The sequence below is a fragment of the Bradyrhizobium sp. TM233 genome (genome assembly GCF_036247965.1).
In the GTDB taxonomy this organism is placed as follows: domain Bacteria; phylum Pseudomonadota; class Alphaproteobacteria; order Rhizobiales; family Xanthobacteraceae; genus Bradyrhizobium; species Bradyrhizobium ottawaense.
In genome coordinates, this window is the sequence record NZ_BTIG01000007.1 from 30,052 (window position 1) to 54,949 (window position 24,898).

Here is a 24,898-nt window from a genome sequence, read left to right on the forward strand (position 1 = left end):
TCCGTTCATCCCTTGACCGCACCTGCAGTGAGGCCGGCAACGATATGCTTCTGCGCCAGAAGAAAGAGAATGATCGTCGGCAGGATGGTCAACGTGATGAAGGCCAGGATCAGGTGCCATTCGGATGAATACTCGCCCTGATAGACCATGATACCGAGCGGCCAGGGATAGAGCGCATCCGTGTTGAGCATCACCAGCGGCAGCAGATAGGCGTTCCAGCTGTTGACGAAGGTGATGGTCCCGACGGTCGCCAGAATCGGCCGCGACAGCGGCAACGTCATATAACGGAAGAACTTGATATAGCTGCAGCCGTCGACCAGCGCTGCCTCGAGCAGTTCGTAGGGGATGTCCTTGAAGAAGCGCCGTAGCAGCAGCACGCTCATCGCGAGGCTGAAGGCCACCTGCGGCAGCGCAACGCCGAAATAGGTATCGAGCAGCCCGAGATCGCGCACCTTGATGAACAGCGGAAGCACCGCGGTCGCCGCCGGAAACAGCAGGCCGAGCGTGAGATAGCTCAGCAGCATCGAGCTGCCGTAGAACCTGACGTGGGCAAAGGTGAACGCCGCCATCGAGGCCGTGATCAGGGTCAACACCACCGCGAGCGTCGATATGATCAGCGAGTTGCGCAGGAGCTGCCAGTAGCGCGCGGAGAGCAGGATGTCGGCATAATTCTGCCACTCCCAGTGATGCGGCAAACCGAACGGGTTGACGCGCAATTCGCCGAGCGATTTGAAGCCGCCGAGCAGCGTCGCGAGCAGCGGCACCAGCACGAAGATGGCGACGATGGCGAGGAACACTGCCTTGAACAGCACGGCGGGATCGACCGGCGTGCGGGAGATCTTCGCACTACTCATCGCGCATGAACCAACGCTTGTAGGTAAAGGCAAATGTCACGCAGATCGCGAACAGGATGACGCCGATGGCGCTGCCATAGCCGACCCGCATGCGAGAGATGCCGTTGTTGTAGAGAAAGCTCACCATGGTGTTCGAGGAGTCCGCAGGTCCCCCGCGTGTCAGCGGCATGACGAGGTCGAACAGCTGCAGCGAGCCGACAATGGCGAAAAACACCGAGAGGCGAATCGTCGGATAGAGCAAGGGAATGACGACATGGCGCAGGGCTTGCAACCGTGTCGCCCCGTCGATGCGTGCCGCCTCGATCAGGCTCTTGTCGAGGCTCTGGAGCGCTGCGATGAACAGCATCATGTGGAAGCCAAAGTACTTCCACACGATCACGATCAGCACGGCCAGCATCGAGGTGTCGGTTGAAGCCAGAAGATGCGGCGGCTCGGCGCCGAAGCTGCGCCAGATCGAGGCGACGAGGCCGTAGTCGCCGTCATAGACGAAGCTGAAGATCAGCCCGGTCGCGATCTCGGCCAGGATATAGGGCATGAAGAACAGCATGCGCAGCGCCACCGACCCGCGAAAGCGTTCGGCGAGCATCAAGGCCAGCGTCAGCGCGAGCGGCAGCTGGACCGCGAGCGAGACCGCAATAATCAGCCCATTGTTGCGCAGCGCGAGCCAGAAGGCGCGCGTCTCCAGCACGAAGCGGTAATTGTCGAAGCCGATCCAGTTGGTCGGCCTGCCGAACCCGTTCCAATTGAAGGTCGAGTACCAGGCGGCCTCGCCGATCGGCAGCACCACAAACAGCGTGAACAATAGCAGCGCCGGCGGCAGGAACAGGATCAGGACCGTGAAGCGGCCGTCCCAAGCCGGGCCGCGGACCGCGAGCGAAGCGAACGGGGTCTCCGCAACGCCAAGCGCGGGCGAGTTCGCGATACGCCGCGCCACCGTCAGTTGCCCTGCTTCCACGCCGCCTCGATCGCCTTCGCCGCATCCTGCGGGCTCATGCTGCCACCGGCGATCTCCGCCGTGACGTCGTTGACGACCCGGCCGACCGACGGACCAAGGCTCTGATCATAAAAGTTCTGATGGTAGTTCGACTTCGCCAGATTGGCCGCGATCAACTTCATGAAGGAATTGTTGAGGCCGGCGTCCGCGCCTTGCACCACCGGGATGATGAAGTTACCCGCCGCAAGCCGCGTCTGCACGTCCTTGGAGACGAAGTACTTCAGGAAATCGACCGCCTCTCTCGGCGAGCCTTTGGTGACCAGCCAGCCGGTGATGCCGCCGAGCGTGTCGGTGGGCGCGCCCTTGCCGCCGGCCACCACCGGGAAGTCGAACCAGCAGATCTTGTCTTCGCTCAATCCGACCTTGTCGGCGGCGAGAGCGCGCTGCAAATGATAGACCGTGCTGATCGCGAGCGTCATCGCCGCCTTGCCGTCGCCGAAATAGCCGACGGCCTGCGGATTCTTGAAGCCGAGGAAGCCGTTCTGGAACGGCTGGAGATCGACGAGTTGCTTGAACAGCTCGCCGGATTTCTGGAACGTCTCGCCTGCGAAGCCGCCATTCTCGCCGCGCAATGCAGCGTCGAATGCCGGCTTGCCGCCGATACGCACCGCAAGATGGGTCCAGTAGAAGTGCAATGGCCATTTGTCGGCGCCGCCGACCACAATCGGGGTCACGCCGGCGGCCTTCAACGTCTTCACGGCTGCAATCAGATCGTCCCAGCTCTTGATCCCTGCAGGATCGACCTTCGCCTTGGCCATCAGCTCCTTGTTGCAGAGGAAGCCGACCTGCGACAGCGCGGTCGGCAGACCATAAACGCGGCCGTTAGCGGTGAACGCGGCGAGCGCGGCCGGGGTGAGACTGTCGCTGTAACCCTTCACCTGTTCGGTGATGTCGTCGAGAACACCCGCCTCGATCTGGGTCTTCAGGACGCCGCCGGCCCAACTGTAGATGATGTTCGGCCGGTCCTTGGATTGCAGGATGGTCGGCAGCTTGGCCTTGTAGGCTTCGTTCTCGAGGAACTGCATCTCGACCTTGACGCCGGGATGAGAGGTCTCATAGGCGCGCGCGACCTCTTCCCAGATTTTCACCTGGGCCGGATTTGCCTCGATGTGCAGCCATTTTACGATCGTATCGGCTGCGGCGGCGTCGGCCAAAAGCAGGCATGCGGCAGCGGCGAGTCCCAGCTTCCTGAGCAGTCTCATCACATCTCCTCCCGACCGATCTTGTTCTTTGCCGCGATCCTGCTCCCGATTTTTGAGGTACGCAACTAAAATTCTGATCTACGCACCTCAGCCAGACGAGGTGGAGGCCTGCGGCGCGCAGTCGCGAATGTGTTCTGATGCTGAGTTGATTTCAGCCGCTCGCTGCCGGCAAGCTCGTCGTCTGCTGCGGCATGCCGGCGCGGTCGACAAGCAGATCCGTGAGCCCCGCCCCAAACCACATGCCACCGAGCACGAGCCAGGCGGTGAGTGCGAAGACCGAGGCACCGGTCACGCCGGCGCCAACCGCACAGCCGCCGGCAAGCATCGCACCGAACCCCATCAGCACCGCGCCGAGCAGATAGCGCCGCATGCCGAGCCCGTCGGAGAATCCCTCGAGCCTCAGTTCGTGCGCACGCGCCGCGGCCAGAAACGAGCCGAGAAACACGCCGGGGACAATGCCGAGGTCGAAGCCGAGCCGGAGCTGCGCGCTGTTGAGCACCAGCATCAGCAACTCGGCCGACGGTCCGCTGAAGGTGAGGCTCTTCAGCGTCACCGGCGCGAAGGAAGCCTGCGACAGCTGGTAGGTGAAGAGCCAGCCGGCGACGACGGCCGCCCCCGTTGCAAGCGCAGCGAGGATCAGCCGGCGCGGCAGCCGGCTGCGAAAGGCGAAGGACAGCCCCGCAATCAGCCACACGCTTCCGAAGGCGAGCTTCTCGGGCGTGCCGGCGCCGAACATCGCCATGATGTCGCGCGACGGGCCGCCATCGACCAGCCACAGATTGGTCACCCATTCGCGCGCGGGCGACAGCAGGCCGCGATAGGAGGCCTGCGCGGTCACCGCGAACACCAGCCCCGACAGCAGGGCCCGGAGATTGCCGTTGGCCGAGAGCACCAACAGCCGGCTGGCGCAGCCCCGCGCCAAAATCATCCCGCAACCGAACATCACGCCGCCGAGGAGAGCGCCGGAGATGCTGCCCTGCTGCGCGAGCTGGCGCGCCTCGGATATTTCGAGCCAGCCGAGCGCGACCAGGCCTTGCGTACCCACCAGCGCCGCGGCAAAGGTCAGCAGCCAGACGGCAAGGCGCGGCCCGCCCTCGCCGCGGGAGAATTCGACTGCCGCGGCACGCAGGCAGAAGCGGCTGCGCTGCGCGAAGAACCCGAACAAACCTCCGACCAGGAGGCCGCCGAGCCATGACAGCCGGTCTTCACCCAAGAGATCGATGATCGACGTCAGCACGTCCGCCTCGGCTGTTCCTGCGCGCATGCGATTCTAGCGATCTCCTCGCCACGTCCCATGAGCCAGATCAAAGCTCGGCGCCTGCTACATGCCGGAACACAGCGGCCTCAGGGGCGCAAATAGGCATATCCCTGCTGTTGCAGCTCGGCGAGCCGCACCACGCCGCCCTTCTCGGCCACCACGAAGCCGGGCGTGAGATCGTCCAGCTTGACGCCCTGCGCCTTCATCGTGTTGGCGCAGGCGTCGAAGCCGACGCCGGCATCGACGAGCTTCGTCATCATCGCAATTGTGTGGTCCTGGGCCGCGAGCGCGTGGAAGGCGCGCAGCGCCGGCCCATGCACGACCAGCCTGATGTCGGCCTTGCCCGGTCCGCCGACGCCGTCGACATGGTTCTGCAGATTACCCAGAACGAAGACGACGCGGTCGGCATCGGCGAGATGATAGACGACGCGCTGCCGCGCAGGCGTTTCGGTCGCCGCGGACGCCTCGCGCACCGCGAACGCACCAAATAGTCCGGCAAGGCTCGCGCGAAGCATGGATCGACGCTGCATGGTCCCCCTCCTATCGTGTCTGCTTGATGAACTCGGCGATGCGGTCGGCGACGTCTTCCGCGAACAGGTCGCGGAAGAAATGATCGGCATCCTCGATCCTGTCGAGCTGGACCCTGCCCCCGCTCGAACCGGCAAGCGAAGCGAAGGCGGCTGCCACGTCGGGCACAACGGTATCCTTGGTCGCGGAGAGCACCAGCACCGGCAGCTTCAGGCGCGCCACGAGCGCGGCCGTGTCCTGGCCGGCATCGCGACCATAGAATGACGCAAAGGCTCGCGCGGTGACAACGGCATTGGGACAATAGATGAAGCCCGGGACGTCCATCCACTCCCCGCCCCGGCCCGCCACAACCGCTTTCGTCGCCAACTCCAGAACCGGCTCGAGCGGCTTGCCATAGGTCTTGGCGTAGGAGGCGCGCAGATCGGCCTCGGCTTTTGCGGTCACCGGCGCCAGCAGCACCCCACCCGCCACCGCAGGAGTCTCGCTTGCTGCGAGATAGCGCGCGACCTGGTTGCCGCCGCGCGAATGGCCGAACGCGACGACGAGCCGAGACGTGCCCCTCGCCCGCGCGACCCAGGCGCCGATCTCGGCAACCGCATCCTCGACGACATAGTCATGCCGCACGGCGCAGTCATACATGCCCTTGCGGCGATCGAGCCCGAGCGACAGCGTATGGGCCAGCGAAGCGATGCCGCGCTGCTCCAGCGCCTTGGCAACGCCCTGAATGACCTCCATATCCTTGTGCGCGAGCGTCCCGTGGGTCATCACCACGAGCGGCGTGTCCGGTGTCATCGCCGCGGGTGTGCGCAGCGTCGCAAGCGTGGTGCGGCCGTGGACCGACAGCTCGAGTTCCTGCTCGGCGGCACTCGCAGGCGCCGCAAGCCACACCAAGACAGCCAATCCCATCAACCATCGCATCGGCGGCTCTCTCCCTAGGGCCGGACAATCGTCCAGTTCTTCTCCGCCAATTCCATCAGCGCGGCAACCCCGACCTGCGTGACGCTGACGCCCTCGATCAGCGGCGGCCGCTTATCCTCCTTCGCCGCCAGCGTCTCCAGCGTGTTGCCGCAGGCGATGAAGCTCACATTCGGCATCGATTTCAGGAAGTTCGCCAGGCGCTCCTTCACCGGCGAGCGGTCCGCAAGCAGCATATCAAGGCCGCCGCTGAAGGCGATGACGGCGATTTCGACGTCCTCGCCCTGCCCGGAATAATACCGCGAGACGTTGGCGGCGACATCGAGGACGGCGCGCATCTTGACCGGGTCGTCGTCGCTGATCTGCAGCGCGAGCCTGTGCGGCTCCGCCGCCCGGGTCACGGCCGGATGGATCGCGACGAGCAGGCCGGCCGCGAGAGCCGCGCGCAGCAGCGTGCGGCGGCTCGCCCGGCCACCTCTCACTCCACACCCCTCGACTTCTTCTCCTTGCCGTCCTCAGGCGTGACGTCGATGGCGGCAGCGCGCCCGGTGATCTTCACCGGGGCGATGCAATCCTTCATGCAGGGGTCCTTCTGCCAGAACAACTTCTCGCTGGCGGCGCGGTCGTCCATCACAAAGCCCTGCTCGTTCGGCATCTTGATCGCGGCAAGGGTCTTCTTGTTCAGCTCGAAGTTCTGATCGGTGACGACGTCGTTCAGATAGAGGACGTAGGCGACCAGCGCATAATACTCATCGACGGACAACGACCCCGTATTGCCATAAGGCATGGCATGACGGACGTAGTCGAACACGGTCGACGCGTAGGGCCAGTACGAGCCCACCGTCTTGACCGGATTGTCTGATGTCAGCGAGCCCTTGCCCCCGGCCAGCACCGGCCAGCGGCCGTTGCCCTCGCCGAACTCGCCATGGCAGGTCGCGCAATTGTCCATGAACAGCTTTTCGCCCTGCATGGCCGTGCCCTTGCCCTCCGGCAGGCCCTGGCCGTCGGGGCGCACATCGATATCCCAGCCGCGGATCTCGTCCACAGTTGGCGCGCGGCCGATGTGATAGCGGGGGCCGCCCTTGGCATCCGCCTTCTGCTGCGCAAGCGCCGGTGCGCCCAGTGCGCTGGCGAGCAGCGCGGCTGCAATGAACTTAAGCGACTTCGACATTCTCGACCTCACCATTGGCCTGCACATGCCAGGTCTGGATGCCATTGTTGTGATAGATGGAGTTGACGCCGCGGATCTTGCGCAGCTCGGCCTTGCTCGGCTGCAAATAGCCGGTTTCGTCCTGCACCCGCGATTGCAGCAGCAGCGGCTCGCCGTTCCAGTCGAACTCGTAGTAGAAGCGCGTCAGCGCCTTGTCGAGAACAGGCCCGTCGAGCCGTGCCGGCCACCAATTGCGGCCGCCGTCGAGCGATACGTCGACGCGCTTGACCTTGCCGTTGCCGCTCCAGGCGAGCCCCGAGACGATGGTAAAGCCCTTGCCGTGCCTGATCGGCGCCTGCGGGCTCGGACTCGTGATCACAGACTTGGCATCCATCGACCAGGTGAAGCGGCGCGCCTTGCCGTTCGGCATGAGGTCCGTGTATTTCGACGTCTCCTCGCGGGTGTGCCAGGGCTGATCGCCGACCTTGATGCGGCGCAGCCATTTGACCCAGAGATTACCCTGCCAGCCCGGCACCACGAGCCGCATCGGATAGCCCTGCTCGGGATAGAGCGCCTCGCCGTTCATCTTGTAGGCGATGATGCAATCGTCGAGCGCCTTCTCGATCGGCAGGCTGCGATCCATCGCGGCCGCATCGGCGCCTTCGACCAGCAGCCACTTGCCGTTGGTCTTGACGCCGGCCTCTTCGAGCAGCGTGCGCAGCGAGACGCCGGTATATTGCACGCAATGGATCATGCCGTGGGTGAACTGGCAGCCATTGAGCTGGGCACCGCGCCATTCCATGCCCGAATTCGCAGCGCACTCCATGAAGTGGATGCGATTGACGCGCGGATAGCGCTTCAGCTCCTCCAGCGTGAGAATGAGCGGACGCTCGACCAGCCCGTGGATCATCAGGCGGTGGTCGGCCGGATCGACCTCGGCGATGCCGCCGTGATGCCGCTCGAAGCAGAGGCCATTCGGGGTGATGATGCCTTCGAGCTCGTGCAGCGGCGTGAAGCTCACCGAGGATTCGCGCGAGGCGGTCAGCCACTCGACGTCGCGTCGGACAACATCCTTCTCGAACTTCGACGGCTTGCCATAGGGGCGGACGGCGACGCCCTCGCCGAGCGACTTGGTCCATTCAGGGACATTGGGCGGCTGGTTGGCGGGATTTCCGGCGCCGGCCGCGGCGGGCTTGGCGAGCATCGACGCCGCAACGCCAGCGCCAGCGGCCAGGAAACTGCGTCGGGATTGCCGGGGACTGTCCATCTTCGACATCGCTTCTTACGCTCCGGTCACTTTGACAGCTCTGTTAGGTTCGAGACGAACCGTCTTTTGTCGGGTCAGGTAATTGGCCACAACATCCCAGATCGGCGGCCCTTCGGTGCCTTCGTTGACGCTGGCCCAGCCCGCGACTTGGTATTCCCGGGCGGGATCGATCGGCGTGCCGGTCTTGGCCATTTGCATGTCCGAGATGCGCTGCCCTTGCGGCTTGGCGACGTCGATCGCGTAGGACAATCCGCCGATCCGCACCATGTCGCCGCCCTGCTGGTAGTAGGGATCGACATTGAAGAGATTGTCGGCGACGTCCTCGATGATCTCCTTCAGCCGCGCGCCGGTCATGCCCATGCGGTAGACCGCGGGATAAGTGATCGCGGTTGCGTTGGTGACGTCCTCGAAGATGATGTCCTGCCCCGGCAGCACGCTGGTGCCCCAACGGAAGCCGGGCGACAGCGCGATCTCGGCATCGCGCTCCTGCAGCAACGCCTGGCAGATCAGATCGTCGAACGTGCCGTTGAAATTGCCGCGCCGGTAGAGCAGCGAGTCGGTCCTGCCGAGCACTTTTGCCAGATCGGTCGCGAACGGCTTGCGGACCTCGGCGATCTTCGCCGCCATCTCGGCGTCCGCCGTGATCACATCCGAAAACAGCGGAATGAGCTTGTACCTGTAAGCCTTGACCTCGCCGTCGCGGACATCGAGATCGAGCCGCGACACGAACTTGCCGGACGAGCCCGATGCGATCAGCAGCGTCTTGCCGACCTTCACCGCCTCAGGCAGCGCGTCGTGGGTATGTCCGGTCAGGATGACGTCGATGCCCTTGACGCGGCTCGCAAGCTTGCGATCGACGTCGAAGCCGTTGTGGGAGAGCAGCACGACGAGCTGCGCGCCGCCCTTGCGCGCCTTGTCGACCTGCGCCTGGACGTCCTCCTCGCGCACGCCGAACGACCAGTTTGGAATCATCCAGCGCGGATTGGCAACCGGCGTATAGGGGAAGGCCTGGCCGAGCACCGCGATCTTGACCCCGCCGCGCTCGATCATGGTCGAAGCCTCGAACGCCGCCTCGTTCCACTCGGTGTCGCGGATGTTGAGACCGAGGAACGGGAAGCCGAGGCCTTCGATGGCCTGCTTGACCCGATCGGCGCCGTAGGTGAACTCCCAATGCCCGGTCATTGCGTCGGGCTTGAGCAGCGCCATGCAGTCGATCATGTCCTGACCGCGCGTCTTCAACGATGACCACGAGCCCTGCCAGGTGTCCCCGCCGTCGAGCAGCGCGACCTTGTCGCCGCGCTCGGCGCGGATCGCCTTGATCACGGTCGCGGCGCGATCCAGGCCGCCGATCCGGCCGTAGCTCTTCGCAAGGGCCTCGAAATCCTCCGACGTCAGAGCGTAGGCCGCTGACGAGCCGGGCGCGATGCCGAAACGGGAAAGAAACTCCCTGCCGGTGACGTGCGGCGGCAGGCCTTTGGCCTCGCCGACGCCGAGATTGGTCGAGGGCTCACGGAAATACAGCGGCATCAGCTGGCCGTGAATATCGGTGACATGCACCAGCGTGACGTTGCCGAGCGGCTCGAACGCCAGCAATTCTTTCTGGGTCAGGCGCTGCTGGGCAACCGCCCGGGTCAGGCCAGTGCCGACGCTGGCCGAGAGCGCCGCCGTGGCCGCGGCGACCTGAATGAACTCGCGGCGAGAGATCATGCGCAATACTCCTGCAAGCTCATCGTTTCAGTTGCGCACCGACGGCGTCTCGACCGGCAAGCCGATGCCGCGCCAGGCGACATAGAGCTCGAGCGCGAGGAACTCGTCCGAGAGCGGCTTGAACGGCTCGGCGCGCACGTCGAACATGCAGCCTTCGAACCGCTCGTGCAGCGGCACCAAGCGCTGGTCGCGCAGCCGGTAGGTCGGAAAGCCGTTGGTCTGGCCCTGGCTCAGGAAATCGGCGCGCATGAACTTGCCGTTGTTGCGCTCGTGGCAGGATTCGCAGGCGAGATCGAGCTGGCCATAGCGCGTATAATAGATCTGCTTGCCGCGCTCGAACCAGGGCGACATCGGCCCGTCGGTCTTCACCGAGACCTTCATGCCGTGCGACTGGTAGCGCACGAAGGTGGTCATGTCGGTCAGCTCCTGGGATTTGAATTTCCAGGGCTCGGCCTTCATGTGCTCGCTGCGGCAGATGTTGATGCGCTGCTCGAGATTGACCGGCTTCTTCAGCTTGTCGTCCCATTTCGGCATGGCGGCACCGACGCCTTTCATGCTGGTCTCGGCCTCGCCATGGCAGCTCATGCAGGACTTGCCCTCGCCGCCCTCGGCCTTTTTCCAGACGTCCGCGGCGCGCTCCACGGCGAGGAAGCCCGGATTTTCCAGATCGTCGTCCTGCAACGCGCGGGTCTCCTTGCTGCGAAATTCGTAGCCGGAGATGATGGTCTTGAAGACGTGGCCGGGCGGCGCCGCGATGCCCTTGCGCTCGGCGTCCTCTGCGACCGCGAGCGTCGCAACCGACGCGGCGGCCGCCACCAGAGCGGCCAACCCAACATTTCGTCGCGCCATTGCGTGCCTCCCTCAATGCGCGATGCGCATCATGCCTTGAGCGCAATCTTCTCTTCGGCCGTGATCACCGTGCCGTCGTCGTCCGTCCAGGCGAACTTGAACGTTCCGGCCTCGTCGACCCTGGCGTCGAACTGGACGTAGGGATTGGCCGAGATCGCCGGCTCGAGCGCGCAGGAGAACACCGGCTTGCCGTTGAACTCGCAGGCGAACTTGTTGATGATCTTGCGCGGAATGGTCTTGCCCTGCGCGTCCTTGCGCTGGCCCGATTCCATGACATGCGAGACCAGGGTCTTGATCTGGATCACCTCGCCCTTGGCGGCTTCCTTGGGAAGCTTGATGCGCGGTTTGTCTGCCATCTGTTTTCTCCTGAGCCCTTAGCCGCCGCAGCCGCCGATGGTGACCTTGACGGTCTTCTGCTCCATGAACAGCGAACCGTCACTCATCTTCGCGACCGCAACCACGTTCTGCGTGGTCGCGAGCCGAATCCGGATCGAGGCTTCCGCCTTGCCCGACAGAGGCGTGAACGACAGCGTCGCCACACCCGCATTGGGATTGCCGTCGGCGATGATCAAAACGTCCTTCACATAGGTGTCCGCGGTCATCGGGCTCTCGATATTCACCGACAGCGGCACGGTGTTGCCGTTCTCCGCGATCTCCGGCAAGTCGAGCGCGATCTTGCCTTTGGCAGGCTGCTTGCCGCCGGTGAACTTCTCGATCCACTTCGCCGCATCGCCCGTCACTTCGGCATCCGCCGCCATGGGCATCAGCGTCAGCATGACGAAGCCGCCCCCGAGCGCAAATGCCTGCCGTCGATTAATGGCTTTCATTCCTGATCCTCCTCGCCGTCAGTTCAGCGTCTTGAGAAAAGCGATGACGTCCTCGACCTGCGCGGCCGTCAGAATGGACTTGCCGACAAATTCCGGTCGCACCCGGCTCAGGCCCTCGTTCCTGAAGAACGCCGGCATGACCGTATTGGTGAAGATGCGCTTGGGGTCGGCGATGATGAGGCGCAATTGCGCCTCGCTGTAACGGCCGGCGACGCCATCCAGGGATGGACCGAACTCGCCGTGGAATTCCTCGGACTTCAGGCTGGTGACCTGATGGCAGGCCAGGCAGTTGCCGAGTGTGCGCGCCAGAAACACCTTCTTGCCGCCGGCGGCATCGCCGGGTGCGCCGGTCAGGGATTTCGGCAAGGAATCGTTGACGATGTCGAGCCTGATCGGCTCTTTGGTCGGCTCCTGGGCGACAGCGCCGCCAGCCGACAGACAAAGTGCAAACGCAGCCGCAAGCGAGCGCCGCATGTTCCCTACCCTTATCGCGGGGTGACGCCCGCTTCTGATCACGACGGACTCACGATCCATCAAATTCAGTTATTATGATATGTTCATGTGATCGGCGGCGTCAAGCGAAATTCGCCGGACGCGTTCCCGTCAGCCGTTCGCGGCCAGGAAATCCCGGAACGAGCCGCGCTCATAGGCGCGCTCCCGCACGAAGCGAAACATCGTCAGGAAGTGCGGCGGCTTGAGATAACCGGGTGCTCGCGCCACTTCGCGCGCCATCGCGTCCTTCGCTTCGAGACCATCGGGGGACAGCGGAAAAAACTGAAAGGTCGGCGTGAACCTGATGCCGTACTTCCGGGCGAGGTCCTTCTCCGACAATTCTTCGCGGTCGAAGTCGATCACCTTGCGCGAGCCGATCAGATTAAGCTGCAACACCTCGAAATTGTCGCGGATGTAGCTCGCGATGCCCGCATCGGCGAAGTTCACCAGGTGCGTCTCGCGGCAATAGGGGCAGCCGCGCAGCTCCCACATGATGGCGAGGCGCTTGCCGCCGGCGGCTGCGCTCTCCAGGTCCTCGCGCAGATCGAGGAAGCTCTGCAGAAACCAGGGCTCGTGATAGAGCCCGTCTTCTCCGACGGCGGGCTCGGCCGCCGCGCCGCGGCCGATCAAAGCCGCGCCTGCTGCGAATGCCAGGAGGCCGCGTCGCGTCGGCGTGCGAAGCGAGGTCGGGATTTTGTGCGTCGGAAGATCTTGCGCGTTGCTCATTTTCATTATGATATTCGAATACACGAATGTGACAAGGAGATCCGATCTTGCGCTGCACCATCGTGCTGCTGGCGTGGCTGGCTTCGACCGCGCTCGCGCTCGGCGCGGAAGCCGATAGACTTGCGGATGTCGTCTCGGCGATGGCGCCGATCATGGCCAATCTGCGCACCGCTGCGAGCTATGCGCGCACCGGAAACATCGCGCTGGCGCAGATCGAGACCGACGAAGCGGTCGCCGGGTGGAAGCGGCTCGCTCCCCTGCCCGCTGACGGACCGTCCGAGTTGTCGAGATTTCTCGACCGAGGTCGCGAACGGCTGACGACGGCGGCGGCTGCACTGGACGGCGGAGACAGTGTCGCCGCCGGCCGCGAGCTGCTTGCGCTTCGGCAGGCTTTTCACGCGCTCAGGCGTCGCGCAGGCCTCTACGATCTCGGCGATTGCATCTTCGAGATCGCGCCCGCCATGGAAGCATTGCGTGTCGCCGCCATCAGGTACGGCGAACAGCCGGCGCCGGCGAACGCCGAGGAGACCGTCGCCGCCGCAGGCGCGTTCCGCGATCGGCTCGCACGCTGTAACGAATGGGCAAATAGCGAGATCGCGGCCCAAGGTGAGTTCCGCCGCCTGATCGATGGCGCACTCGCCAGCAGCGGCGAGATCGCGCATGCCGCGATGGCGGGCGACGGCCCCCTCGTGCATCGTTACCTCATCGAGCTGCAGTCCTTTGCCCAGTTGCTCGACTTCCGTTACGGCTAGCCTCAGCCGATGCTGGTCAGTCCAGGAAAGTGCTCGAGCAGCCACTCCGAGACCGCGGGCATCAATCCAGTCAGGAACATCAGGCCGGTCGCGACCAGGAAGACGCCCATCGTCTTCTCGATCAGGCCGAGATGCCGGCGCACGCGGCCAAGCGCGGCAATGAAGCGGCCGGTGAAGGCCGCCGCGATCAGGAAGGGAATGCCGGTCCCGACCGAATAGGCGAGCAGCAGCAGCGCGCCCCGCCCGGTCGTGTCCTCCGATCCCGCCATCAGCAGCACGGCGGCGAGGATCGGGCCCGCACAGGGCGTCCAGCCGAACGCAAATGCCAGTCCCATGACGAAGGCCCCCGCCACGCCGGCCGGGCGGTTGTCGACCTGCACGGTCGCGCTGCGATAGAGCAGCGGAATCTTGAGCAGCCCCAGAAAATGCAGGCCCATGACGATGATCAGCCCGCCGGCGATGATGCCCAGAGTCGAAAGGTGCGCGGAGACGAAGCGTCCCGCGATCGAGGCGGTCGAGCCGAGCGCGACGAAGACCAGCGAAAAGCCCGCCACGAAGGAGAGCGCGGAGAGCAGGATGCGCGGCCGCAGATCCGGCCTGTCGCCGGAGAGATCCGTGACCGAGACGCCGGCCATGTAGCACAGGAACGGCGGCACCAGGGGCAGGATGCAGGGCGACAGGAACGACAACAGGCCCGCGACAAAGGCCGCGCCAAGCGTGATGTCCAAGGTCATTTCCGCCCCATCCCTAGCACATATACGAATTTAATGATATAAAGCGCCGAGAACGTTTGGAAAGCAAGTCCGCCAGGCAAGTCCGAAAAGGCCGGTTACGCCGCATGAACAGAATCATCGTTTTGCTCGCCCTCGCGGTCGGGCTCGCGCTGCCCGCCACCGCATCGCGCGCTGCCGAGCTCATCATGTTCGAGCGCGCCGGCTGCGCCTGGTGCGCGCGCTTCAACGCCGAGATCGGCCCGATCTACGGCAAGACCGGGGAAAGCCGGGCCGCCCCGCTGCGCCGGGTCGACCTGAGCGGCCCCCTTCCCGCCGATCTCGCCGGAATCGATCCGGGTCCCTTCACGCCGACCTTCGTCGTGGTACAAGAGGGCCGTGAGATCGGGCGCATTCGCGGCTATCCGGGGGATGCCTTCTTCTTTGGCCTCTTGAACCGAATCCTGTCAAACACGGGATCGGAGCCCGAGAAGTCGTGACCGTTCTTGCGGAGTTTGCTGAGAGGAACTTGACGCGATGCCGTTGCCAAAGCTGAAGGAGATCGAGGGCTCCGCCGAACTCGAACAGATGATCGAGAAGGCGCGCGAGGCCAGCGACATGCTCAAGGCGCTGTCCCACGAGTCCCGATTGCTGCTGCTCTGCATCCTCGCCGAGGGCGAGAAATCCGTGACGGAGCTCGAACAGTTCCTGGGCGAGCGACAATCGACCGTCTCCCAGCAGCTCGCGCGGCTACGACTCGATCGGCTGGTGACGACCCGCCGCGACGGCAAGACCATCTACTACAGTCTCGCCAGCGAAGACGTCCGCAAGATTCTCACCGCCGTTTACGACGTGTTCTGCGAGCCGGTGCGCCGGCGCCGCCGGTAGTTCTCCGCGCTGGCTTTTCGCGCCCCACCGGCGCAGACTACCCGCAAGGCAGCGAAGAAGAAGCGGGAGGAATGCTGAGCCCTTCGACCATAGCGTTTGCATGCGGGCTTGCCGCCGGTGCCGTGCTCGGCATTGCCGGCCGCGCGGGTCGTTTCTGCACGCTGGCGATGCTCGAGGACGCATTCTTCGGATCGGATTATCGGCGGCTGAAATCCTTCGCGCTGGCCGCGGCGGTCGCCCTGCTCGCGACCCAGGCCCTCGCCGCGTTCGGCATCGTCGACCTGTCGCGGTCGATCTACCTCACGGCATCGATCGGGCTTGGCGGTGCGATTATCGGCGGGCTGATGTTCGGCGTCGGCATGGCCCTGGTCGGCACCTGCGGCTTCGGCACGCTGGTGCGCATCGGCGGCGGCGATCTGCGCGCCATCGTGGTCTTTCTCGTGCTCGGCCTGTCGGCGCTCGCGACCATGCGCGGCATCACCGGCATGCTGCGCCTGAAGCTGATCGAGCCGTTGTCGTTGCGGCTACCCGAGGGAAGCACCCAGACTTTGACGTCGCTGCTCGGCGCAGGCAACGCGATGCACGCGATCCTCGTCGTGGCCATTTCCGCCGCGCTCGCCTTCTGGGCCCTTGCGGACGGCAGGCTGATGCGGTCGCCGCGGCTGTTGGCGTCCGGTCTTGCCGTCGGCGCCGCGATCGCGTTCGGCTGGTTTGCGACCGGATGGCTTGCCGACGACGAGTTCGATCCCGCGCGGGTCTCCTCGCTCACCTTCGTGGCGCCGCTCGGTGACGCCATTCTCTACATCGCCACCTTCTCCGGCGCGCGGCTCAATTTCGGCATCGGCTCCGTCGCCGGCGTCGTCGTGGGCTCGTTTGCCGCCGCGATGCTCGCGCGCGGCTTCCGCTGGGAGGCGTGCGACGACGCGCGCGAGTTGAAGCGTCACATGATCGGCGCGCTGCTGATGGGCATCGGCGGCATCATGTCGTTGGGCTGCACCATCGGTCAGGGCCTGAGCGCGTTTTCGACGCTCGCGGTTTCGGCGCCCGTCACGATGGTGGCCATCGCCTGCGGCGCGCGCCTCGGGCTCGAGTTCACGATGACCGGCGAGTGGCTGCCGGCGGTGCGCAGACTGTTCGGGGTTTCGACCTGACGAATTCGCCTTCAACGCTTGCTTGACGGGATCGGAACGAGGCCATGCGCTGACGCTGTGAATTGGCTAGGGCTCAGCATGTTGAGCCCTAGCCGAACCGCCCCGCACAGTCGGCGCCGCGGCCGAAATAGCCCGTCATCGCATCCCAGGTCAGTTCGAAGTTGCCTCGACGACCTCATTGACCCGTTTCGAGGCTTCACTGAACCCGTCCTGACACGCCGCCAGATCCTGCCTCACTTCGCCTGCATATGGACGGAGCTGCGAGTCGAGCTTGGCGACCTCCAGCGCATGCTTCCACAGGTCCTTGTTCTGCTCGGCACGCAAATTGAAATCGTTCTTCGCCGCCAGCAACGCTCGGTCAGCCTTGCCCAGATCCGCCTCGGTGACCTCCCGGTCCAGGAGACCTGCCTGACTGTTGGCGAAGTCCTCTTTCACGCTCTCGTTCTTCTTGTTTGCGGCTCCGAATTTCCGTTCGACCGCCTGCATCGGTTGGGCCTGTTGTTTGGCCGATCGAGCTAGCCGCGCCTGCGGATCTTTCGCCTGTTCGAGCAGATATTTGGCGTAGTCGACATGAACCGTCTGGTCGGCAGGGTCGCCTATGGCTTCGCCGACTTTCTTTGCAAGCAACTGCGTCTCGTAGTTCGCCTTGGCGACCGCGACGGCGTGTTGCTGGTATTGAGAATTGATCTCCCAATCCCTGCCAGGGGCACGATCGTAGGACACGAAATTCTCTACGGCGATGGCTGCCGCCTGCTCGCTTCCCTTTGCTACCGCACCAAATCCGTCCGCCAGGACGCCAGACGATACCGGAGCTTTCCTCGCTTCCGGCTTGGCGTCCTTGCTCTGGTCCTGCGCCGACACGATCTGGCTGTTCAGCTTGTCGGCGATATCCGAGACGATTCCCATTTTGATCCTTCACTGTTTGACGCGCATCGCAGGCCCGCGATTGCCGGGAGTTACCCCGGCGCCGCGATCTCGGCGCCGCACGTCTCGTTCCGGCAAATGCCGGGTGGCGATTGGGCTAACACGCTGGCCTTCGTCCGCCTGTGCCCGAGATGACTGTTATCGCTGCATTTCGATGCGCCGCCCGCTGCGAGCACCACTTGAAAACGCCAGTTGACGAAGCGAAGTCGTTCTTCGCCATCAAGGCTCGGTAGCTCCACCGGCGGCAGCGGCGGCAGCGGCCGCCTTCTGCCGGGCAAGATAATGTGTCGCGTATCGAACGACGTCGTTTGCGTCTTCGACCGCTTTCCGGCGGATGCGGTCGGTTGCTGCATTCGTGTTCGGCGTTTTCGGATCGTGGTCCGACTTCAGCCAGTCGATATGGTCTTGCTCGGCTCTCGCGGCCGCCTTGATCGCCGCCGTCAGCCGCAAACCCGCATCCGCCGCGATACCCGCCGGTGTCAGCTTGTTGGCGAGCTCTTCTGCGCGCGCGACGCGATGGTTCGCATTCGTCCGCTGCGCATCAGTAGCGCCGGGATCCGCGTAAAGTCGCTGATATTCCTCCTTTGCAAGCGTGACTTGATCGCTTGCCAACTCCAGCGCCTTTGCCTTGAGCTCAGCGTCCTTTGCCAACGCCTGCTTCTTCTTTTCCGCCTCGAACGGCGCGAACGGATCGCTCTTGCCCTGCTTTGCCACGTTGTGCTTGTCGATCTCGGCGAATTCCTTGGCGAGACCATAGTGATGATCGAGAAACAAAGTGATCGCCTCCTCGACCTTGGAGGCTCCTGCCGGTGTCGAGACGGGCTGCGGCTTCACCGCTGGTGGAGGCGATTGCACGCCAGAGATGCCTGCGCTCTTTTTGGCGGGTGTGGTTTCGGCTTGCGCGGTCCGCTGCGCGGACGGCTGATGGACCGTGCGCGTCATTGCCGGATCTATCGTCGAGCCACTCATCATATTCTCCATGACAGCACTTGAGGTACCCGCCCCCATCGAGCGGCGCGCGCATCATGCATACCGCTCTCGGCCTCCGCGTCATGCGAACGCAGTACGTGCAGGGGACGCCGAAGAATACGGGTTCAACCAGACCGCTCGTTCATCTGAGCGTCGGCTCGTTCGCACCCTCCAGCTCGCCGAGCAACTCACGCGCCAGCGCAGTGTCCGGCCGGTCGCCGGCGGTCTGCATGACCTCGAGCAGAATCTCGCGCGCCGCGGAGCGATCGCCACTGCGATAGAGGGCCATGGCCAGGAAGGCCTGCTGCGTATCGGTCGGCGGCAGCGACCGCATTGTTTTGACTGCACCGGCGTAATTGCCTGCGGCCATGTCGACCAGGGCTGCGCCGATAAAGCCGGCCTCCTGCGCCGGTCGCGCCGCCTGGACGCCGGCGAAGATCGCTGCAGCCTTGGCACCCTGTCCGCGCGACAGCGCCATGAAGCCCAACTCGGCGAGTGTCCGTACGTCGTCGGCTGTGAGCTCGATCATGCGGTCCCATCCAGAAGCGGTTGCTCTTCGGTGCATCAACCGCCGTGGATATAGCGCACCGATCTTCGCGATGCCAACTCCCGCCGCGCGGGGCCAATTGCATTGCCCTTGTCACATGCGGCACACGGCGCTCACTTCTTTCATGGTCTATCGGACCGTCACCTTCGTTTGCGTATCTGAGGAATGACAGGGAGAGTTCGTTTACAGCACAGGCTTTGTCGTCATTGACCAAACCGCCGGCGCCGCGCCTCCGACGATCGGGGGATTATTGCCCCATTGCGCCCCGCTATAACCGGAGCCGCCCTGCGGCACCCACGCCTTGAAACAACCCGAGCGTCTAGATGTCCGTTGCGATTCCACGAAGGCCTCTCATGCACGACACGGGCGAACGCGCCGCCGAGCTCGGCGAAGCGGAGCGTCTCATCGCCCAGGGGGCCGTTCGCAAGGCGCTTGGACTGGAGCCGGTCGATCTTCGCCTCGGCCTCGACGTCGCGCGCAATCAGCTTCAGAAGGGCGCGCCGATAGAGGCCTTCCGCACCTATGCCGCCCTCGTCGTGTGCGATCCCAGCGATCCCGAACTTCAGGCTGGACTTGCCAATTGCGCCCTGCTGCTCGGCGAAAACAGCCTCGCTCTGCACGCGGCATCGGCGATCGTCGCGCTCGCGCCGTCGGATCCCCGCGGCTACTTCTTTTCCGGACGCGCCTGCCTCGCCATGGGCCAGCTCGCCGAAGCGATGGAGGATCTGACCGAGTCGATGCGGCTGGCAAGAGCGCCGCGAGGCGACGCCCCTGCCATTCTCGAAGAAGCCAGGAAGCTGCTGGATCGGATTGCCGTGCTGAAGAAATGACTGTCATGTCGGCCGATCCTGCAGTCCATCGAGACGCTCTGGAACCGGCCGGTGCTGATGCCGATCCCGGCGCGACGGAATTCCTGCTGCTGGAGGAGCTCTTCGTCGCGGCCGCGACCGCAAAGGGCTTGCCGGGCCGCAAGATCATCGCGCGACTGAAAGATGGAGTCCTGCTCGGTCAGGCGCTCGGACTCAAGCGCGAGCCCGTCGAATTTTTGTACGCCCGGGCCCATCGCTGGGGGACGATCGGCGAGCACGCGAGGGCCGAGCGGCTGTTCCGGGCACTCTGCATCATCGAAGCAGGCTGCGCAGATCACTGGGTCGGTCTCGGCATCTGCCTGAGGGCGCGTTCGCTCTGGCCGGAGGCGATGGCCGCCTTCGAGCATGCGACGGCGTTGCGGCCACACTGGGACATCCCGCACTTGCACCTGCTTGAACTCAGCGCCCGCCGTCGCGACTGGACCAGGGCGGCGGCTGAGCTTGCCGCCTTCGAACAGAAGACGACAACACAGACACCGCTTGCCCTGACTGCGGAGGCCGACCGTTACCGCGCCGCAATCGAGCTGCACCTGTCCGAACAGCCGGGCGCGCACATCGCGGGAGAACCCAGTCCGTGACACCGATCGAAGGTCTCCTTCACACGCTCAACGATCTGATGCGCACCAGCATGGCGGTGGAAATTGCCAAGGCGCTCGCGCCTGGCTCCGATGATGGGACATCGAGCGAGATGCCCGCGGCGAACAGCTACGCCGCCAGCGCAAACTCCCCGCAGGCCACCGCGCCCGGCTTTGCCGGCCTGCGGTCTCCCGCAGCATTTTCCGACCGGCTCGAGGCCGAGATCGTCCGCGCGCTGTTGATGAGCCTCACTGGAGCCGGCAACCCGGGTGCATCCGAGGCGCCCTCAGTTGCGCTATCGGCCGCAATCCGGCAGGCCCTGGCCGCGCTGCCCGAGAGCGCCGCGGAGCAGCAGGGTTTTGCCAAGGAAGATGCCGCTCAGTTGCTCGCCACGCCGTCATCGGCCCCTCGCCTCGCGATGCCCCTGCATCAGCAGGTCGTCGCGAGCGGCTCGCGGACCGACCTGTGGGAAGGCGCGACGTCCGGATCGAACGCGCAGCCGCAACGCGGCGAAGGGATCGATGCCGGGACGCAACCTCCAGCCTCCCTCACGACCGCAGACTCCGCCGCTTCGCCCGATCAGCAACCGCGTGCTGCGGACAAGGCGCACGGTCCCGGGAACCTGATTGCGGCCAACTCGCCCATGAGCGAGATGCGGGGCATCATCGCTTCGTTCGCATTGAACGCCGCGATGATTCCGGGATGGCCTTACCAGACGCAGTTCGTGGCCGGCTCGCCGGGGATCAGCGAGGAAGAGCTTCTCGCCTATCTTGCCAATGTGGGCGCACAAGGCGAACTCGTCGAGAAGCTGCGGAAGTCGCGGCCGCCCGCCGGCAAGCGACTGCTCATCTGCCTGGCGGCCATGCTGACCGCGATCGAGACGGTCGTTGACGCGATCGCCAGTGAGCTCGCCCTGCTTTCCGGGGACGAAACGGCCCTCGCGCAAGATCGGGCGGCCGCGAACGCTCACGGGCGGACCGGTGCTCGGCATCGGCTCTACATCGAGTGATCTTCTGCACAACGGTCGCCGCGCGGCCTGATTAGGCTCGCGCCGTCCATCAAGCGAAGGAAGAATGCAATGTCCTCCGTCTCAGGCGTCTCGCCCTATGCCTCCTCCCTCTGGCTCGAATTGCCGGACGTGCGAGCCGACGCCCCGCGACCGGACGGAACATCGGGAGCCTTTGCCACCGGCCTGCCGCCCATCGGACCTTCGAGCGACGACGCCAGCCTGCAGCTCGTGCTCTCGATCCTGCGGAGCGACGGCGACAAGGCCGCGGCGAACCGGATTCGCGCCCTCCTGACGGGCTTTGCCGGCGTGATTGGCGCGATCGGCGCCAATGCCATTCAGCGACAACGACTGCTCGATCAGAATGCCGCCAATGCGGCTGAGATCGCCGGCCTGCAGCAGCAGAAGAGCAGCGCCACGTCCGATCTCGCCGCCGCCCAGGACAAGCTGCAGCACGACCAGCAACTCGACCCTCCCGATCCCGATCTGGTCAAGGCCGACCTGGATGCGATCGCGGCCATCCAGGCCTCGATCGCCGCGCTGACGCAGGCGATCGGAACTCTCCAGACCCAATCGGACGCAAACGCCGCGAGGATCGCCAGCCTGCAATCGGGCTTCCTCGCCGGTTTTGCGTCGATCGCAGCCGCAATCAGCCGCAACCTCGCCAGCGAGCAGCGCGCCGTTGGCGCGGACAACGACAGCTCGATCAGCCTGATCGAGAGCATCTATGCCGACGTGCAGCAATTCCTGAACGAAGCTCAAGCGATCAAGAAGCAACAGCTGCTGCAGGACCGGACCGCCGATGAGAAGGAGATCACGACACAGCAGGCCGCTGTCGCGTCGCGGCAGAACGCCGACACGGCGGCAACGCTGAGAAGTGCAATCGCTGACGACAATCAGGCCGAGGACCGGGAAACGACGACTCGAGACGCAAAGGAAGACACCGTCGCGCAAGCCGGCCGGCAATCGCAGGAGACGGCCCGCCCCGATCCAGCACTTGCGAGCGAGCTGCCCCCGCGACTTGCATCGTCCAATGATCCGTCTGCACTGTCCAACGACACCCGACGGACTGAGGCGGCGGCGATCATCGCTGCGCTGGCCAGGCTCCCCTCGACGGACGACATCGCAGATGTGCGCGAGGACGATCCGGTGCGGGCCGACGGCCGCCTTGGCCGCGGGATCGCGCCTGCTCCTGACGGATCGCGGAACTCCCCTTCCCCGATCGACGTGCGCGACGGCGACTCTTCCAACGCCGCCCACGACGCGGCAGCGGTCTTGCAGCACGGGCTTGCCGCGAACGCCAATGCCGCTGCGTCCACCGACAGGACCGCGGACGCGCGCGAGATCGCGGACCGATCTCAGCGCCGCGATGCGTTCGATCAAAACGCGATCAATCAGCTGGTCGACCGCGCCGACCGGCTTGTGGCGACGCTGAACCACCTCCTCAATCCGCCAACGGCCCCAACCGACCCTTCGGGACACGGGCTCACGCCCGCGAACCTGCAGGACGGCTCGGGCCGGTTGCGGATTCCAATCTAGCTCCGTCCGCGCGAGCCGAGACGCGGGGACTACAGCCGCGACCGCCGCAAGACGATAAGAGGAATTGAGAATGCTGACGGGCTTCCTGCGAACGATCTCCAAGCGAAACGACCTGATGCTGGCCTTCATGCTGGTCTGCATCGTCTTCATGATGATCCTGCCACTGCCGACGCAGGTGATCGACCTTCTGATCGGCATCAACCTGACGCTCGCGGCCATCCTGCTGATGGCGTCGGTCTATCTTCAGAACGTGGTCGAGCTGTCCTCCTTTCCCTCGATCCTGCTGCTCACCACGCTGTTTCGACTTGCCCTCGCGATCTCCACGACCCGCCTCATCCTGATCCAGGCCGACGCCGGCCACATCGTCGAAACCTTCGGCCAGTTCGTGGTCGCCGGCAATCTCGTCGTCGGGCTCGTGGTGTTCCTGATCCTGACCATCGTCAATTTCATGGTCATCACCAAGGGATCCGAACGCGTCGCGGAGGTGTCCGCGCGGTTCTCGCTGGATTCGATGCCCGGCAAGCAGATGTCGATCGATTCCGACATGCGCGGCGGCCAGATCGAGCTCAGCGAGGCGAAGCGCCGCCGCAACAAGCTCGAGAAGGAAAGCCAACTCTATGGCGCCATGGACGGCGCCATGAAATTCGTCAAGGGCGATGCCATCGCGGGCCTCATCATCATCGCCATCAACCTCATCGGCGGCATCGCCATCGGGACCTTGCAGCACGGCATGACGGCCGCCGAGGCGCTGGAGCGCTATTCGCTGCTCACCATCGGCGACGGCCTGGTCTCGCAGATTCCCGCGCTGTTCATCTCGATCACCGCCGGCTTCATCGTCACCCGCGTCTCCTCCGAGGAGAACAAGGACCTCGGCACCGACATCGCCTCCCAGCTCATGAACGAGCCGAAGGCCTTGATGATCACGGCCGGGATCCTCGGCATTTTCGCCATCGTTCCCGGTTTCCCTCCGATCGTCTTCATCGCTTTGTCGATGGCATGCGCCGCCGCCGGCATTCTGACCGCCCGCGCCCGCAAGCGCAATCTGTCCGACCAGCGCACGCAAGAGATGCCCGCGCTCGCCGCCGCGCTGTCCGGAGGCGACGTGCCCTCCTTCCCGAAGGAAGATGCCGAGGACAACGAGCCGATCGAGAACGTCAAGTTCACCCTCGTCGTTCCCCTGATCGTCGACCTCTCCTCCGCAGTCCGCAATACGATCCGCCCGAACAAGCTCGACCGCGAGGTGGCGCGCGTGCGCCGGGCGCTCTATTTCGATCTCGGTGTTCCGTTCCCGGGCGTTCACCTTCGCCTGAACGACAATCTTCGCGAGGGCCAATACCGCATCCTGGTGAACGAGATTCCGGTGGCCGCGGGAATGCTCCAGCCGAACTGGTTCATCGTTCGCGAGACCGAGGACAACCTCAACATGTTCGAGATCCCGTTCGAACGCGGCGAGGACTTTCTGCCGAACACGCCGAGCTATTGGGTTCAGATGAAGCATCTGCCGCTGGTCGAGCGCGCCGGCATGCAGATCATGACGCCCTCCAGCATGCTGACCTATCACCTCGCTCACGTGCTGAAGAGCCACGCGTCGGAATTCATCGGCATTCAGGAGACCATGTACCTGATGAACCAGATGGAGGACAATTTCGCGGAGCTCGTGCGCGAGGCCACGCGCGTGCTGCCGGTCATTACCATCACCGACGTCCTGCAGCGGCTGGTCATGGAGCAGATCTCGATCCGCGACATGCGAACCATCCTCGAAGGGCTGGTCGAATGGGGGCAGCGGGAAAAGGATCCCATCATCCTCGTCGAGCACATGCGCGGCGCGATGTCCCGCTATATCACCCACAAATTCTCGGGCGGCCAGAACATCATCCCCGCCTATCTGCTGTCCAAGGAGATCGAGGACGCGGTGCGCGGCGCCGTCCGGCAGACCAGCGGCGCCTCCTACCTTGCGCTCGCTCCCGACATCCATCGCCAGCTCATCGCCTCGATGAAGAACGTGATCCGCAGCTCCGGCCAGCATAGCCTGTCGCCCGTGCTGCTGGCGCCGATGGACATAAGGCGTTTCATGCGCAAGGTGATCGAGCGCGACTTCCCCGACCTCGCCGTGCTGTCCTATCAGGAACTCGAGCCGAGCTCGAACGTGCAGCCGCTCGAGAGAATCAAGCTCGTCAACCAGCTCTCCGCCGCGTGAC

28 protein-coding genes are annotated in these 24,898 nt (G+C 64.6%); 9 read left to right on the forward strand and 19 right to left on the reverse strand.

What is annotated here, in order from left to right:
- Nucleotides 1-5: 5 nt before the first annotated feature.
- The 15 genes from AABA86_RS14860 to AABA86_RS14930 form a co-directional block, all read right to left on the reverse strand.
- Complete coding sequence (locus AABA86_RS14860) at nt 6-854, reverse strand: carbohydrate ABC transporter permease (protein WP_338307323.1); 849 nt, start codon at nt 852-854, stop codon at nt 6-8.
- Entirely contained in the window at nt 847-1,788 is a 942-nt protein-coding gene (locus AABA86_RS14865) for a carbohydrate ABC transporter permease (protein ID WP_338307721.1), read from the reverse strand. The genes AABA86_RS14860 and AABA86_RS14865 overlap by 8 nt, the downstream gene beginning before the upstream one ends.
- Before the next feature lie 2 nt (nt 1,789-1,790).
- Nucleotides 1,791-3,050 carry an extracellular solute-binding protein gene (locus AABA86_RS14870; protein ID WP_338307324.1) on the reverse strand — a complete coding sequence of 420 codons (1,260 nt, stop codon included), beginning with the start codon at nt 3,048-3,050 and terminating at the stop codon, nt 1,791-1,793.
- 151 nt (nt 3,051-3,201) lie between these two features.
- The gene (locus AABA86_RS14875) at nt 3,202-4,287 is read right to left on the reverse strand and encodes a YeeE/YedE family protein (protein ID WP_338307722.1); all 1,086 of its coding nucleotides are present in this window, start codon (nt 4,285-4,287) and stop codon (nt 3,202-3,204) included.
- Between the two features lie 107 nt (nt 4,288-4,394).
- Complete coding sequence (locus AABA86_RS14880; protein WP_338307325.1) at nt 4,395-4,838, reverse strand: DsrE family protein; 444 nt, start codon at nt 4,836-4,838, stop codon at nt 4,395-4,397.
- A 10-nt stretch (nt 4,839-4,848) separates the two neighbouring features.
- Nucleotides 4,849-5,754, reverse strand: coding sequence for an alpha/beta hydrolase (locus AABA86_RS14885; protein ID WP_338307326.1), 906 nt, complete (start codon nt 5,752-5,754; stop codon nt 4,849-4,851).
- 14 nt (nt 5,755-5,768) lie between these two features.
- Nucleotides 5,769-6,203: a DsrE family protein gene (locus AABA86_RS14890; protein WP_338307723.1), complete on the reverse strand. Its 435-nt coding sequence runs from the start codon at nt 6,201-6,203 to the stop codon at nt 5,769-5,771.
- A gap of 26 nt (nt 6,204-6,229) precedes the next feature.
- Complete coding sequence (locus AABA86_RS14895) at nt 6,230-6,922, reverse strand: c-type cytochrome (RefSeq protein ID WP_338307327.1); 693 nt, start codon at nt 6,920-6,922, stop codon at nt 6,230-6,232.
- Entirely contained in the window at nt 6,906-8,177 is a 1,272-nt protein-coding gene (gene soxC / locus AABA86_RS14900) for a sulfite dehydrogenase (protein WP_338307328.1), read from the reverse strand. The genes AABA86_RS14895 and soxC overlap by 17 nt, the downstream gene beginning before the upstream one ends.
- A gap of 6 nt (nt 8,178-8,183) precedes the next feature.
- Nucleotides 8,184-9,875 (reverse strand): thiosulfohydrolase SoxB, encoded by a 1,692-nt coding sequence (soxB, locus tag AABA86_RS14905; protein ID WP_338307329.1) that lies wholly within the window; start codon nt 9,873-9,875, stop codon nt 8,184-8,186.
- Nucleotides 9,876-9,902: 27 nt separating this feature from the next.
- Complete coding sequence (gene soxA / locus AABA86_RS14910; protein WP_338307330.1) at nt 9,903-10,724, reverse strand: sulfur oxidation c-type cytochrome SoxA; 822 nt, start codon at nt 10,722-10,724, stop codon at nt 9,903-9,905.
- A 29-nt stretch (nt 10,725-10,753) separates the two neighbouring features.
- Nucleotides 10,754-11,080, reverse strand: a complete 327-nt coding sequence (gene soxZ / locus AABA86_RS14915) for a thiosulfate oxidation carrier complex protein SoxZ (protein ID WP_212252479.1) — start codon at nt 11,078-11,080, stop codon at nt 10,754-10,756.
- Nucleotides 11,081-11,098: 18 nt separating this feature from the next.
- A complete protein-coding gene (gene soxY, locus AABA86_RS14920; protein WP_338307331.1) occupies nt 11,099-11,551 on the reverse strand; it encodes a thiosulfate oxidation carrier protein SoxY in 453 nt (150 codons plus the stop codon).
- Between the two features lie 18 nt (nt 11,552-11,569).
- On the reverse strand, nt 11,570-12,025 hold the full coding sequence (gene soxX / locus AABA86_RS14925) for a sulfur oxidation c-type cytochrome SoxX (protein WP_212252483.1): 456 nt from the start codon (nt 12,023-12,025) through the stop codon (nt 11,570-11,572).
- 129 nt (nt 12,026-12,154) lie between these two features.
- The gene (locus AABA86_RS14930) at nt 12,155-12,769 is read right to left on the reverse strand and encodes a thioredoxin family protein (RefSeq protein ID WP_338307332.1); all 615 of its coding nucleotides are present in this window, start codon (nt 12,767-12,769) and stop codon (nt 12,155-12,157) included.
- A 47-nt stretch (nt 12,770-12,816) separates the two neighbouring features.
- Here AABA86_RS14930 and AABA86_RS14935 point away from each other — a divergent pair, with 47 nt between their 5' ends.
- On the forward strand, nt 12,817-13,521 hold the full coding sequence (locus tag AABA86_RS14935) for a hypothetical protein (protein WP_338307333.1): 705 nt from the start codon (nt 12,817-12,819) through the stop codon (nt 13,519-13,521).
- Between the two features lie 2 nt (nt 13,522-13,523).
- Here AABA86_RS14935 and AABA86_RS14940 read toward each other — a convergent pair whose 3' ends face one another.
- On the reverse strand, nt 13,524-14,255 hold the full coding sequence (locus AABA86_RS14940; RefSeq protein WP_338307334.1) for a cytochrome c biogenesis CcdA family protein: 732 nt from the start codon (nt 14,253-14,255) through the stop codon (nt 13,524-13,526).
- A gap of 104 nt (nt 14,256-14,359) precedes the next feature.
- Between AABA86_RS14940 and AABA86_RS14945 the strand changes: the two genes are divergently transcribed.
- The 3 genes from AABA86_RS14945 (at nt 14,360) to AABA86_RS14955 (ending at nt 16,270) form a co-directional block, all read left to right on the forward strand.
- Nucleotides 14,360-14,731 (forward strand): thioredoxin, encoded by a 372-nt coding sequence (locus AABA86_RS14945; RefSeq protein ID WP_212252490.1) that lies wholly within the window; start codon nt 14,360-14,362, stop codon nt 14,729-14,731.
- A 37-nt stretch (nt 14,732-14,768) separates the two neighbouring features.
- Entirely contained in the window at nt 14,769-15,119 is a 351-nt protein-coding gene (locus AABA86_RS14950) for an ArsR/SmtB family transcription factor (protein ID WP_028137430.1), read from the forward strand.
- Between the two features lie 71 nt (nt 15,120-15,190).
- Nucleotides 15,191-16,270 carry a YeeE/YedE family protein gene (locus AABA86_RS14955; protein ID WP_338307335.1) on the forward strand — a complete coding sequence of 360 codons (1,080 nt, stop codon included), beginning with the start codon at nt 15,191-15,193 and terminating at the stop codon, nt 16,268-16,270.
- 150 nt (nt 16,271-16,420) lie between these two features.
- On the opposite strand, the gene AABA86_RS14960 is transcribed toward AABA86_RS14955, so the two are convergent.
- From AABA86_RS14960 to AABA86_RS14970, 3 genes are all read right to left on the reverse strand, one after another.
- A complete protein-coding gene (locus AABA86_RS14960; protein ID WP_338307336.1) occupies nt 16,421-17,176 on the reverse strand; it encodes a hypothetical protein in 756 nt (251 codons plus the stop codon).
- Nucleotides 17,177-17,413: 237 nt separating this feature from the next.
- On the reverse strand, nt 17,414-18,202 hold the full coding sequence (locus AABA86_RS14965) for a hypothetical protein (RefSeq protein WP_338307337.1): 789 nt from the start codon (nt 18,200-18,202) through the stop codon (nt 17,414-17,416).
- A 103-nt stretch (nt 18,203-18,305) separates the two neighbouring features.
- Nucleotides 18,306-18,692, reverse strand: a complete 387-nt coding sequence (locus AABA86_RS14970) for a hypothetical protein (protein WP_338307338.1) — start codon at nt 18,690-18,692, stop codon at nt 18,306-18,308.
- A gap of 371 nt (nt 18,693-19,063) precedes the next feature.
- On the opposite strand from AABA86_RS14970, the gene AABA86_RS14975 reads away from it, so the two are divergent.
- The 5 genes from AABA86_RS14975 to sctV all read left to right on the forward strand — a co-directional run bounded on the left by AABA86_RS14975 (nt 19,064) and on the right by sctV (nt 24,897).
- Nucleotides 19,064-19,540: a pathogenicity island protein gene (locus AABA86_RS14975; protein ID WP_338307339.1), complete on the forward strand. Its 477-nt coding sequence runs from the start codon at nt 19,064-19,066 to the stop codon at nt 19,538-19,540.
- Nucleotides 19,541-19,545: 5 nt separating this feature from the next.
- Entirely contained in the window at nt 19,546-20,157 is a 612-nt protein-coding gene (locus tag AABA86_RS14980) for a hypothetical protein (RefSeq protein WP_338307340.1), read from the forward strand.
- Nucleotides 20,154-21,164 carry a hypothetical protein gene (locus tag AABA86_RS14985; RefSeq protein ID WP_338307341.1) on the forward strand — a complete coding sequence of 337 codons (1,011 nt, stop codon included), beginning with the start codon at nt 20,154-20,156 and terminating at the stop codon, nt 21,162-21,164. Before AABA86_RS14980 ends, AABA86_RS14985 begins: the two co-directional genes overlap by 4 nt.
- 306 nt (nt 21,165-21,470) lie before the next feature.
- Complete coding sequence (locus tag AABA86_RS14990) at nt 21,471-22,700, forward strand: hypothetical protein (RefSeq protein WP_338307342.1); 1,230 nt, start codon at nt 21,471-21,473, stop codon at nt 22,698-22,700.
- A gap of 70 nt (nt 22,701-22,770) precedes the next feature.
- Nucleotides 22,771-24,897 (forward strand): type III secretion system export apparatus subunit SctV, encoded by a 2,127-nt coding sequence (sctV, locus tag AABA86_RS14995; RefSeq protein ID WP_338307343.1) that lies wholly within the window; start codon nt 22,771-22,773, stop codon nt 24,895-24,897.
- Nucleotide 24,898 lies beyond the last annotated feature (1 nt).